This window comes from Chryseobacterium sp. MHB01, from assembly GCF_034651565.1.
In the GTDB taxonomy this organism is placed as follows: Bacteria; Bacteroidota; Bacteroidia; order Flavobacteriales; family Weeksellaceae; genus Chryseobacterium; species Chryseobacterium nepalense.
Genome location: NZ_JAYEDA010000001.1, coordinates 166,055 through 179,338 on the forward strand (window position 1 = coordinate 166,055; position 13,284 = coordinate 179,338).

The window sequence follows — 13,284 nt, forward strand, 5'->3', positions numbered from 1 at the left end:
TTAAAGTGATCTAAAATGAAAAAATTAATCATAAGTGTTATTGCTCTTTTCGGAATTTTTAATGCAAAAGCACAGGAAAATACAAATAATGAACAGCCAAAAAAGCTGACGTTTGATGAAGCAAATTTAGTTTCAAGCTACTATAAACAGGACGGAAATAATTCTGCCGTTACAGGAGGAATTGGCACTGAAAAGTTAACCGATATTTCCAATACCATAGATGTAACAATGGTAAAATACGATAAGAAAGACCGAAAAAATAAATTCGGTTTTAGTGTGGGGATTGATCATTATACTTCCGCATCTTCGGATATGATTGATCTTAAGGCCAACTCGTCGGCATCCCATGCAGACAACAGAATTTATCCTGCTTTAAGCTGGAGCCGTGAAAATGAATCCAAAGGAACAACCTTAATGGCGGGAGTTTCCACATCTTTTGAGTTTGATTATCAGTCTTACGGTGCAAACATCGGCTTTTCGCAGAAAACGGCAAACCGGATGGGAGAATTTACGGCAAAATTCCAGGCCTTTCTAGATCAGGTTAAGCTTATTGCACCTATCGAATTAAGAACTAGTGAAGGCTACGGTACGAGCGGAAGAAATACCTATGCTTTATCTCTGGCTTATTCCCAAATTATCAATCAGAATTTCCAGATCGAGATTTTGGGAGATGCTGTTCAACAAACAGGATATTTAAGCCTGCCATTTCACAGGGTATATTTTAATGATAACTCTGTACATCAGGAAGCTTTACCGGATAAAAGGTTTAAAATTCCAATAGGATTGAGAGCCAACTATTTTCTGGGAGATAAGGTGATTCTGAGGGCCTATTACCGGTATTATACTGATGACTGGGGACTGAAATCCAATACCTTCAGCCTGGAAACGCCGGTGAAAATTTCACCATTTATTTCGGTAAGTCCTTTCTACAGGTATTATTCGCAGACGGCAACAAAATATTTCGCGCCCTATCAGCAGCATACGGCTTTTGATGATTTTTATACCAGTAATTATGATTTGTCAAAATTCGACAGCCACTTTTACGGGGCCGGAATCCGAATCAGTCCGAAGAATGGGTTATTTGGAGTGGAACGCCTGAATATGCTGGAAATAAGATATGGACATTATACAAAATCTGTAGGGATGAAATCTGATATTATTTCCTTAAATTTAAGGTTCAGATAATAACCTATGAAACCATTTATCACAATTTTCACTGCTTTGATCTTTTCTTTTTCTGTGAATGGACAGATCAAAGCAGATTCTTCCATGTCCGTTGAGTATTTTGAATATCAGGACAAAGTTTATCAGCCCAATTATAAAAAGCTAATCGTTCCGGCTGTTTTTATCGGATACGGAACGATTAGCCTTACTTCGGATGCATTGAAAAACCTCAACCGATCTACGAAATATGAAATCGGAGAACATCAGCCGAAACACATTAAACTGGATAATTATACGCAGTATCTTCCTGCAGTAATGGTATATGGATATAATCTTGCAGGAATTAAAGGAAAGCATAATTTCAAAGAACGGACAATTATCTACGGGACTTCACAGGTTATCTCGGCTGCATTTGTTCTTCCTCTGAAGCATTTGGTAAAAGAAGAACGGCCGGATGGATCCAACCACCTTTCTTTTCCTTCCGGGCATACAACAACTGCTTTTTCATCAGCTCATTTTCTTTTCAGGGAATATAAAGATGAAAATTTCTGGTTGTCTCTTTCGGGGTATCCTATTGCCATTTTTACAGGTGTTTACAGAACGCTTAATGACAAACACTGGGTAGGAGATGTGGTAGCCGGTGCAGGATTTGGGATTTTAAGCACGGAGCTTGCCTATTGGCTTTTTCCGAGAATTAATACGCTATTTAATAAAAAAGATTCTAAAAGTTTTACCGTGATTTATCCGGTTGCGGATGGTAAAAATTTTGGGGCAGGAATGGTTTTAAACTTTTAATTATGCATCATCTTTTAGAAAAACATTATGTAAACAGGGTAGGGTGGCTTCGTGCAGCGGTGTTGGGAGCCAATGACGGATTGCTTTCCACTACGAGTATTGTTATTGGGGTTGCTGCAGCATCACCTGAGAGAAATACCATTATTCTTGCCGCCCTCGCAGGAATGATTGCCGGTGCCATGTCCATGGCTGCCGGAGAATATGTTTCCGTAAGCTCTCAGGAAGATACCGAAAAAGCAGATCTTTTGCGTGAAAAACGCGAGCTTGAAGAAATGCCGGAAATAGAATTGCAGGAACTTGCCAAAATCTATGAAAAACGGGGAGTAAGTAAAGAAACAGCTTTACGTGTGGCTACCGAACTTACGGAGCATGACGCATTGGCAGCCCACGCCCATGATGAGCTGGGCATCAATGAGATTACCCAGGCAAAGCCTTTACAGGCGGCTATTGCTTCGTTTGGTTCCTTTGCTCTTGGAGCACTGCTTCCTTTTATTGTTTCTCTTACAGCACCTATTAAAGAAATGGTATACTTCCAATATGGATTTTCAATTGTTTTTCTGATGATTCTCGGAGCCATTTCCGCGAAAACCGGCGGTTCAAAAACTGGCATCGCTGTCATGAGGATATGTTTCTGGGGTACTGTTGCAATGGGAGTTACAGCACTGATAGGGCATATTTTCGGGGTGAATGTTTCATGAACTCAAAATAATGAGGAGCTGAATATGAACTGCATCTAAAGTTGAAACAATATTAAAAATAGTTGTATATGAAAAGTCCGTTACTGCAACGGACTTTTTCCTTTTTAAGTTAAATATTATTCTGCCGTCACTATAATTCTACACTTTCAGGTAGCGGAGTTTCAGTTCCTGTTCTTTACATTTGTCTAAATCATGATCGTCATGGAAGAAAGATACACCAGAAACAGATTATATATCACTGAAGAAGAACAGCGGTATATAAAAAATTTCCCGATTTTATTAGGGGGAGCCGGAATTGGTAGTATCATTGCAGAATGTCTCCTGAGATTCGGATTTGAAAACCTTACCATTATCGACGGCGACGTTGTTGAATTGTCTAATCTAAACCGCCAGAATTACACCGAAAAAGATATTTCCGTACCGAAGGTGAATGCTCTGAAGGAAAGACTGCTGTCTATCAACAGCAATGCAGCGATTAAAGTCCACCATTGTTTCCTGACGCCTGAAAATGTTCAGGAATTCATTCCGGGACACAAGATTGCCGTTAATGCTTTGGATTTTACTTCAGACGTTCCTCTTATTTTTGATGAAGCCTGCCAAAAGCAGGGCATTCCGGTATTGCATCCTTATAATCTGGGATGGGGTACTCTTGTTTTTGTGATTTCCGGATTACCGGGATTACGTTTTTTATCAAAAGAAGATGAAAGATTTAATGAGCTGAATGTTGTAGAATATGCAACCGGCTATTTAGCTTTCTGGGGAAACCGCCAGGTATGGATTGATGATATTATAAAAAAATACAAAGAAGAAAACGGAAGTTTTCCCCCGCCTCAGCTTGCTGTTGCTTCCTGGCTGGCCGGTGCCGTGAGTACGCATATTGCTTTTGAGATTGCAATCGGAAAGAATGTAAAGACTTTTCCGGAATTTTATCTCACAACAATACAGAATTAATTATACACTAATAACCATTTTATATATCTTCGGCGCGCTGAGAATCAGCGCGCCGAAATTTTTTGATAGCTGTCAAGTAGCAACCCGGCTCCAGCTGGTGATGAAATTTGCAGAAGATCTGTTTTGCAGAGCGCTTCAATCCTTGATCTTTTGTCTTCATCAGTTTTCATTTCTTTAAGCTGATTGCTGAAAACTGAAATATTTTCAATAGCATTTCTGATGATTTTTGTTACCTGTGCAAATTCAGGTTCAGAAAGATTCATTCCGGCAAGATAATTTTCGAGCCGTGCGCCAGATCTGTATTTCGGATATTCTTCCAGCCCCATAAAAGTGAGCATCCAATTTTTCTGATAAGTTCCTGAAGCGGCAACAATTCCTATATAATCTGCAATCAGCTCATCATGAAGATTATTGGAAGCAGAACCAAATTTTTTTAACGTATATAAATGAACGCATTCATGCTCTAACCGTATTTTTAATGAGATCTCCTTCCATTTTTCACTGTTCAGGTCTAGTGTTGCTGCGTTTACATTGCTGTAAGGTTTCATGCTCAGCAGAATAATTCTGTCTTTATATAAATGCGTATTGGGTACAATATTTTTTAAAAATTCCTCATTCCAGGAAAGAGATGAATTGTTTTCACTCCATTTCTGTTTTAAATTATTGATCTTCTTCCAGTTGTTTATTCCGCTGATCAGGCTTGCACCCATTGATTTCGGAATTTTCACGGGATTGTTTTTATGAATTAAGCATTGGATAAGCGTTTCAAAATCAGTTTCGTCAGGAACTGTAAGCACTGGGATATGATAAGCCATACTTTGATGGAGTTTCAGCGTAATCTCACTTTCTTTTTGCAGCTGTAAGGCTTGATCTGAAATGATGAATGATCCTTTCAGAACAGCATCGCGGTACATCTGATTTTTGTCTGTTCCTTCTTCAATAGGAAAATTCAGCTGGGGATAAAACGCACGAAGCACGTGAAACGGAATATTGCCGGTAGAATGGTCAATATATTCTTCCCAAAATGTTTTATCTGATGAATTTTGAATTCCTGCATTATCAGCGGTAAATTTACTTGAAAAATAATCTTGTAGCTGTTTTGGTAAAACCATATTTTCTTTCAGCTCTGTCTTGTTTTCCATGCTATGCGATCTGACGTTTTGCCAATTCTGCAAACAGTCCGTTTTTGTCCATCAATTCGTCATAATTTCCGGATTCAACGATGCTTCCTTTATCCAGCACAAAAATTCTGTCGGCATTTTTAATGGTACTCAGCCGGTGAGCGATCACGATACGGGTAGCCTGCAATTTTTCAAGACTTTCAGACACGATATTCTGGGTTTTGTTGTCCAAGGCGCTGGTTGCCTCATCCATAAAAAGAAGTCGGGGTTTGTGGACAATTGCTCTTGCGATCATCAGTCGTTGTCTTTGCCCGCCGGAAAATGTTCCGGCTCCTTCGCTTACCATAGTGTGCATTTCCATCGGCATATGTTTGATATCTTCTTCCATTCCGGCCATACGTGCCGCTTCCCAGGCATCTTCCAGTGTAAGTTCGGAATTGCCGATAATGTTCTGGAAAATACTTCCCGCCATCAGTGCTCCGTTTTGGAGAACCACACCAATCTGTCTCCTTACCAGCTCTTTATTCATAGACTCGAAGCTTTCGCCGTCGTAATAAATAGATCCCGCTTCAGGATGCTCAAAACCCAGCAGAAGTCTCATAATGGTTGATTTTCCGGAACCAGATGAACCTACAAAAGCCACCATTTCTCCCGGTTTTATTTTGAATGAAATATTATTCAGTACCAAAGGCTGATCTTCATGATACCGGAAGGAAACGGAATTCATTTCAATTTCGCCGCTCAGTTCACCCGGATCTGTACTGTGTTCGGCAGATTCCGGCTCAGCTTCCAGAATCGGCTTTACCCTTTCATATAAAGGAATGACATTCATGGAAGTGATGAAGGCCATACTGATTCTTAAACTGTCATTTAAAAATTTATTAAAAGCCGTAATAAAAGCCATAAAAGCACCTACCGTAAGCATACTTGCGGCGTTATCGGCATGCAGCACGGTGTAATAAATAAATGAGAAAAAGAAAATACTCGTAAAAAGAGGGTAAGAGGCATTAAAAGTTTCTACAAAATTCTGATAACTCCCTGAGCTGAAGCCTAATTTTTTTAGTTTCGAAAATTTTTCAGCCCATAATGTGAAAATTCTTTTTTCTCCGCCTGTCATTCTTATCTTGGTAATGCCGGATAAAAATTCAAATAAAAAACCCTGGATTTCTCCCTGTTGCTGGGAGATCTGACGGTCGTGTTTTAATTTTAACAATCCCATTCCTACCGTAAATAACGCGGCAATTACTCCCAATACAACTCCTATCCAGGCCAGTTTGGAATCGTAATAAAACAGAAGGATCAGATTCACGAAAGAAAAAGCGCCGCTCAGTGCTGCGGTAATCAAAGTATTTGAAACGATCTGTCTGATGGAATTAATGCTTAATACCCTGTTGGTAAGATCTCCCGCAGTATAATTCTTATAGAAAGTTACAGGAAGCCGCAGGATATAATCCATGACTCCAACCTGTAAATTGATGCTTGATTTTGATTCTACTCTTAACTGCAAAACACCCTGCACAAGCTGTAATCCGGCTGTTACAAAGCCTATGATAAGCAATATTCCGAAAATCTCGAAGTGTAAAGAACGGTCTGCGGTTGGAATAACATCGTCAAACATCACTCCCGATAAAATAGGAACCAGAAGACCTATTAAGCTTCCTGCCAATGCAGCAATGATCAGGAACTTGAGGTCTCTTTTTGCACCTTGCATAGCAAACCCCAGAACTCTTTTTATGGAAGTCATTTTTACATCAAAACCCGAAAAGAACATATAAGCGATAGGTTCCAGGGTTTCTGCAACTTCATTGTTTACCGTTGTTTCTGCATTGGTCTGCAGGTTTTTAAGAATATATTGAGAAGAACTTTTCTGAATTAATGCTACCGGGACATTGCCGTCTTTCGTGAAAGCCAGCAGGTTTCCATTTTCTTCTTTCCACCAGACTCCCCGTAAAATTACTTTTCTTACGCGTATTTTAGAGCTTTTTGCAATGGCGATCAGCTGGTTGGTCACACTGTTCTGATAACTTTCGATGTGTTTAGGCTCTTCAAGATTAAACCCGTTATGCTCACCAATTAATTTACAGGTTAAAAAAAGAATATTTTTTGATTTAGACTGATGAACAGCTTCTTCCCTGGTACCCGATTTCGTTTGTCCGGTAACAATGGATCTGATCTTTTCCAGTGTATTGCTGAGGTCCGTATTTTCGTTTTCTACCTTACTTTTAAAATATTCCTGTTCTTCAGTCTGCTGATCATTAATAATGGTAATAAGCCTGCTGAAGAAATATTTTTGAATATAATCAACAGCAATCAAGAAATTAATATCATTTTCAAGTACTTCACGGGTGCTTATTACTTTTACCAGTGTTTTTGCGGATAAAGATTTAATCCATAATTTGCTGCATACCGGAACCGGAAAATCTTCATACTGACCCGCTTCCAAAATCTTATTCCCGGAGAATATTTCCAGCTTCCCTTCCGATACCTGAATCCAGTTTAATCCTGACGAAGGGTAAGCAATGGTATTTTCTGTAATATTGATCACATTAAAATGATCCAGTGCTGTATAAACCCTCGGATTATTGGATGAATCGAGTGCGGCGGATGTTTTCAGGATCCAGTTATTGACCATTTTTTTAAGAAAAAAATGATCGATTTCCAGCAAATTGCTTTTATCTATAGAAACAAGGGTTGCATCATTGGAAAAAGCAATAAGTCTTATATTTTCGGAATTTTCTTTCGTAATTAAACTGAACAGCAATTCTCCTTTTTTGGCGGTGTACAAAAATTTCAAAGCTGATAAATAGGTTCCGTCTTCTGCGATATCGGTATAAAAAACATTGACCTCACCAGACAAAATCATCCAGAATTTTTCTGAACTGTCCAAAGAAAAAGGTGCTTCAACACCGATGCGTATTTTTTCGTTAGTTGCCATTTTTCTGAATTTATTTTGTTTCAATTAATTGGGAGTATACACCGTTCATGCTCATCAATTCCTGATGTGTTCCGCGTTCTACTATTTTTCCGAATTCCATCACAATGATCTCGTCACAATCCATAATGGTACTTAATCGGTGCGCTACAATCAGGCAGGTACATCCTCTTTTTTTGATGTTATCCATCACCATTTTTTCGGTGGCGGGATCCAGTGCGCTGGTTGCTTCATCCATTACGAGAATGGAAGGATTGCTTACTAAAGCTCTTGCAATCTCAAGCCGTTGGCGCTGTCCGCCGCTGAAATTGGCACCGCCTTCCATCACTTTACTGTCGTAGGCATCATTTCTCGCAGCAATCACATCGTGAATAGCCGCATCTCTTGCAGACTGAACGATATTTTTTTCAGGAATCAATGTATCCCAGAAAGCGATGTTTTCATTAATGGTTCCGTTAAAAACCAGTACATCCTGGTCGATCACGGATAAAGATTCGGTAATGATATTTCTTGGGATTTCCTTTCTGGATCTTCCGTCCAGCAGGACTTTTCCATCCCAGGGATCATATAATCCGGATGCAATTTTTGCTACTGTGGATTTTCCACTTCCGGATCCTCCTACCAAAGCAACTCTGCTTCCGGGATTTAATTTTAAACTGAATTTTTCGATGAGTGGCGGAATGGTAGGATTGTACCCGAATGTGACGTTGTCCATTTCAAAATATCCCACTAATTTATTTTGTGTTGAAGATTCCGGTTTTACCGCATTTTCTTCTCTGAACTGATTGTCAACTTCATAATTCATTACATCATCGATACGGCCCATATCACTTTCCGTTTCATGAAGCATTGCACCTACCGAAACCAATTGATTAACAGGATTAATAAAATTATTCATGAGGTAGGTAAAAGCCACTAAAGCTCCCAGAGTCATTTGTCCGTCCATAATTCTCAATGCACCGATTCCTAAAATGGCACTTGTCGTTAAGGAAGTCAGCAATGGAGGGATTGTGTTCAGCCTTGTGGAAAGCCAGCCTAATTCCTGCTGGGCATTGGTTACTTTAGCAAGATACCCGATCCAGTTGGTAAAGAAATCATTTTCACGCCCTGAAGCTTTCAGGGTTTCAATCATGCTGATTCCCGAAGTAGTGGTTCCCAGCAGTTTTCCGGTTTCATTGGTCAGTTGGCGGTTTCCGTCTTTTCTCGCTCTGGAAACATATTGTAGGATAACGATATTGATAACTGCCATAGTAATCCCGACCAGGGTAAGGATGATGTCGTAAGAAAACATCAGCAATGCATAAAATATCACGACGATGACATTCAATGCGGCATTGGCGAGGTCACCGCTCAGAAGTTTGGCGACTTTATCGTTCAGGGAAACCCTGTTTCCGATTTCACCGCTGTATCGTTGGGTAAAAAAAGCAATGGGTAAATGAAAAACATGCCATAGAAATTTACTCGAGGTAGCGAGGGCAAGCTTGGTTTCCAATTTTAATAAAAAATACTGCTGAATATACACCAGAACGGAATTTACAATTAAAATCCCGGCCATAATTAATAATAACGGCATCACGAAGCCCGAGAAATTATTAACTAAATATTTATCAATAAAAACTTTAAGAAAGGAAGGAATGACCAGTCCCGGAATAACCAGAAACAGACTTGCCAGGATGATAAAGAAAATACTTTGCTTTGAATATTTAATTCTTGAAGCCAAAGATGCCATTAAGCCGCGCTTTTCATTTCCTTTTTCAAATTTCTCAGTGGTTTCGAATGTGAGGACAACACCTGTGTAAGAATCATCGAATTCCTGATGGGTTACGGTATATCTTCCCTGGGCAGGATCACTCAGGTACACTTTATTTTTTGTAAAACCTTCCAGCACCAGAAAATGATTGAAATTCCAGAAAATAATTGCTGGTGTTTTAATCTGCATCAGTTTTTCGATGGATTTTGCATAGCCCTTTGATTCCAGTCCGTATTCTTTGGCAGCTTTAATGATATTGGTTGCTTTCAGCCCGTCTCTGGAAACACCGCATGCAATTCTCAGTTTTTCGAGAGGCACAAACTTTCCGAAATGCCCCAAAATAATACTTAAAGCTGCTGCGCCGCATTCAACGCTTTCCATCTGCAGTACAGTAGGGACTTTGGTAGGACGGGCCTGCTTCTCAATGGTTAATGTTGTATTATTTTTCATGGATGTTTTAATTTAATAAAGGTCAAAGAACTTTTTGAATGCGGGAACTACAATGGTTGCAGGTCTTTCTTCTTCGATGGTTACTTTACCCATACAGGATGTCCCCTCTTTGATGGTTACGTCCGGACCTTTTGCAGAAGTCCATTTGAATCCGCTGTAGGAGGCAGGATCTTTTTCGAAATCTACATGCACCTCGAATAATGGTCCTGAAGCCAGAAGTCCTTTTGCCAGCTGATCATTTTTAACGGAAGTCAGCATTCCTTTTTCGGTAATCGGGAAATCTGAAACGTAGGTAACTTTAGATTTAATAAATCCGTATTCCTGCGGCTGAACGGTAGAAGGAGCTACCAAAGCTTCCATTCCTTTTTTTATTTTTTTACCGTCTTTAGATGGTATGTAAAGAACACCTTTCAGTCCGGCAAGTTTTGTATTGGAGCTTCCTTCATTTTTTACTTTGAATAAAGGCGAGCCGAGACCTACAACCACGCCTCTGTCGGTAAGAACCTCAACTACTTCGCCTTCGTACGGGCTCCGGATATTTTTCTGGGTATCGTATTTTTCGGTTAAAAACTGTAAGGTTCTTTCTGCTTCAGCAATTCTCTGATTCTGTAAGGTAACTTTCTGCTGAAGATCATATCCTAATGTATGTTGTTGGCTTGAAGTCTCCACCATCTGGCCCTTCAGCCTTTCGATAGTATTTTTTGATGCTTCAATCTGCTGTTTGGTATTGGCAACCTGAGATTTTACAATTAATCCTTTTGATAATAAACCGTTTTCGGATTCAAGCTGATTATTTAAAAAGGCCAGTTTCTTTTTTTCAGATTCAATTTCTCCCTGAATGCTTACTCTTGTCTGGCTGATATATTCTCCCTGAAGATGGTTTCCCTGGCTTCCATAAGAAAGCAGTTTTCCCATTTCAAATTTTCTGTCGGCAAGCACTGCTTTGGCGTCTTCAATCTGCTGGGAAAGTTCCGGCTGCTGAATCGTTGCAATGATGTCGCCCTTTTTTACTTTGTCCCCAATGGCTACCTTCAGTTCTACCAGCTGTCCCTGGGCTGTGGAAACTACCTCATGAACGTCGCCTCCCAATACAACGCCCACTACATCAAGTTTGGTTTTAACCCTGCCGAAAACAGACCATGTGATTCCTACCCCCAATGCCAAAGCGATGGTGAGAAGGGCAATCCAGGCTTTCGGGCCCGTTACTTTAATGAGCTGATCCAGCTTTTCCGGAGTGGAGAGCTTTTCTAATGCTGATTTTCTAAAAAAACTTGCTGACATCGTGAATATATTTAAAGGTTATTAGTTGTTAGGTATGGTATAATATGATCTGGGATCTACGGTGAAACCGTTTTCTCCCTGTGAAATAAGCGTTCCTGTGTCGTGACGCAGCGTCACAATCTGCGTGGCAAAAATCTGCTGTGCCTGCAGGTAATCCAATTCTGACGAGGTAAGACGTTCCTGAAATAAGATAACATTCAGAAGTGTTGTTAAACCGGTCTGGAATTTTTCCTGTTCGTTTCTGAAAGCTTCTTTGTAGAACATCAGTGCTTCTTCTGCTTTTTTCAAAATGATTACACTGCTGTTAAGATTATTGATATCAGTATTGATATTCAGTAAGATATTTCTTTTAAGGTTTTCATTATTTACAGCCTGATCTTTTGATGCGACTACTGCTTTAGCGTAATTTCCTTTAGCCAAATTATTATTCAGCGGGAAATTGAATGTTAATCTAGCGCCGCCGCCAAAATTTCTTCCGTGATAATTGGAAAATGCATTAAACGTATTGCCAAATCCGTTTCCGACACTTGCGCTTCCGTAGAAGACAAAACCCGAGAGATCAAGCTGTGGCCGCAGATTGTTGTGGGCAATATCCACTTCCATTTTAATGGCTTCGGCAACTCTCGCTACGGCTTTTATGTCTGCTCTCTTTTCAAGGGCAGTATTGATTAAAGCTTCCTTATCGATGGAATTTTCGAATCCTGATTCTGCAATGGAAGGAAAATCATTTACCGGTATATCCAGCATAGCACTTTCTGCTTCCGAAAGGCCGATTACTCTTCCTAAATTAAGCTTTGCATTATAAAGGTTTTGCTCTGCGGCGATGGTCAACCGTTCCTGATTGGCAAGGTCTGCATTCACCTGGGCCAAATCTCCAGCAGGTTTTTTATCTGCTTTTACCAGTTCTTTCGTCATTTCCAGAACATTGCGTACTCTGGCTTCATTTTGCCGGTAAATGTCTACACTTTTATAAGCGGTGTAATAACTCCAGTACGCATTGGCGATCTGAAGAATTTCATAAGAATTTGAATATTCAAAATTATGTTTTGAGTTTTCAATATACAGCGCAGATATTTTCTCATACAGCGTATTCACATTCCCTCTCCCGCGGAGAAGCGGCTGGCTCAGGGTAAAGCTCATGTAACTGGAGTGGTTTCCGATATTAGGTCCCACATACTGGCTGAAATCGTTAAAAGGGTAGTTGTTTCTGTTGTATGAATACTGCAACCCGAATTCTGCAGTCTGGCCAGTCCGGAACTTTTTGGATAAGGTGCTGGTGAGATCTACATTGTCGGTCAATATTCTGTTTAGGTATTGATTTCTGGGATCGTTTTCCAAAAGATTATAACGGCTTTTTTTGTAGGATACATCTGATCCGAGATTGAAATCAAACATGCTTTTTTGTATAAGAAAGTTGGCTTCTGCATCTTTAATGGAAAGAAAACTTCTTTGGATGGAAGGATTTTTGTTAAAAGCCATTCCTGATAATACAAAAAGATCACTTGTAATTTTAGACTGGGCGATGGTCATACTTCCAAAACAGAATACAGAAACAATACCGGCACATTTTGCAATTACCCTTTTAAAATTTTTCATCCTTACTAATTTTAAACTTCTGAAAATCTGTTGAGTATCTGTCCGAATCTTGATCCGGCCTGAGCCACACCATCCAGAACATTAATGTCTATTAAATCTTCTTCTTCAGGTTTTCCGTAGCCCATCTGCTCGGTAGTTTTCCGAAGTCTGTTAGAAAGAAAAAGTGCCAGCGCATAGTAGAAATTTGCCCTGAAATCCGAGTTGGTGGAAAGCCTGGAATCCATTACATTTCTGGAAATTACATAAGCAACAGTGGGCTGCGTGGCAATTACCGAAACAGAGGGCGATCTTGACTCAAGGAAAGACATTTCACCTACGATTTCACCGGCTCCCAGTGTTGCAATAGTCTCATTATCCGCACCGTCTGTACACACTACAAGCTGCCCGGAAAGCACGATGTATAAGTTGTCGATAGGCTGTCCTTTCTGTATGAGTTTACTGCCTGTTTTCAATTCAATTTTACTTCCATTTTTAATCATCCACTCTACATCGATGTCGTTTAATTGTCCTAAGAAAAAAAGTACACGTTTCATTATCTTTAAGTTT

At 39.8% G+C, this 13,284-nt stretch carries 10 protein-coding genes; 4 read left to right on the plus strand and 6 right to left on the minus strand.

What is annotated here, in order from left to right:
- The first annotated feature begins 15 nt into the window (after positions 1–15).
- From U9K52_RS00860 to U9K52_RS00875, 4 genes are all read left to right on the plus strand, one after another.
- Positions 16–1,185, plus strand: a complete 1,170-nt coding sequence (locus tag U9K52_RS00860; protein ID WP_322924526.1) for a DUF3570 domain-containing protein — start codon at positions 16–18, stop codon at positions 1,183–1,185.
- 6 nt (positions 1,186–1,191) lie between these two features.
- Positions 1,192–1,959: a phosphatase PAP2 family protein gene (locus U9K52_RS00865; RefSeq protein WP_263601207.1), complete on the plus strand. Its 768-nt coding sequence runs from the start codon at positions 1,192–1,194 to the stop codon at positions 1,957–1,959.
- A 2-nt stretch (positions 1,960–1,961) separates the two neighbouring features.
- The gene (locus tag U9K52_RS00870) at positions 1,962–2,657 is read left to right on the plus strand and encodes a VIT1/CCC1 transporter family protein (RefSeq protein ID WP_263601206.1); all 696 of its coding nucleotides are present in this window, start codon (positions 1,962–1,964) and stop codon (positions 2,655–2,657) included.
- 201 nt (positions 2,658–2,858) lie between these two features.
- Entirely contained in the window at positions 2,859–3,608 is a 750-nt protein-coding gene (locus U9K52_RS00875; protein ID WP_322924530.1) for a ThiF family adenylyltransferase, read from the plus strand.
- A 44-nt stretch (positions 3,609–3,652) separates the two neighbouring features.
- Here the strand turns inward: U9K52_RS00875 and U9K52_RS00880 are convergent, their stop codons facing one another.
- Genes U9K52_RS00880 through U9K52_RS00905 form a run of 6 tightly spaced genes read right to left on the minus strand, consistent with a single transcriptional unit; the run spans position 3,653 to position 13,271 of the window.
- Positions 3,653–4,750: a DUF7005 family protein gene (locus tag U9K52_RS00880; protein WP_322924531.1), complete on the minus strand. Its 1,098-nt coding sequence runs from the start codon at positions 4,748–4,750 to the stop codon at positions 3,653–3,655.
- Position 4,751: 1 nt separating this feature from the next.
- Entirely contained in the window at positions 4,752–7,664 is a 2,913-nt protein-coding gene (locus tag U9K52_RS00885; RefSeq protein ID WP_322924533.1) for an NHLP bacteriocin export ABC transporter permease/ATPase subunit, read from the minus strand.
- Positions 7,665–7,674: 10 nt separating this feature from the next.
- A complete protein-coding gene (locus U9K52_RS00890) occupies positions 7,675–9,861 on the minus strand; it encodes an NHLP family bacteriocin export ABC transporter peptidase/permease/ATPase subunit (RefSeq protein WP_322924535.1) in 2,187 nt (728 codons plus the stop codon).
- Positions 9,862–9,873: 12 nt separating this feature from the next.
- Complete coding sequence (locus tag U9K52_RS00895) at positions 9,874–11,142, minus strand: NHLP bacteriocin system secretion protein (protein WP_263601202.1); 1,269 nt, start codon at positions 11,140–11,142, stop codon at positions 9,874–9,876.
- A 21-nt stretch (positions 11,143–11,163) separates the two neighbouring features.
- A complete protein-coding gene (locus U9K52_RS00900; protein ID WP_263601201.1) occupies positions 11,164–12,738 on the minus strand; it encodes a TolC family protein in 1,575 nt (524 codons plus the stop codon).
- An 11-nt stretch (positions 12,739–12,749) separates the two neighbouring features.
- A complete protein-coding gene (locus U9K52_RS00905) occupies positions 12,750–13,271 on the minus strand; it encodes a cyclic nucleotide-binding domain-containing protein (RefSeq protein ID WP_263601200.1) in 522 nt (173 codons plus the stop codon).
- Positions 13,272–13,284 lie beyond the last annotated feature (13 nt).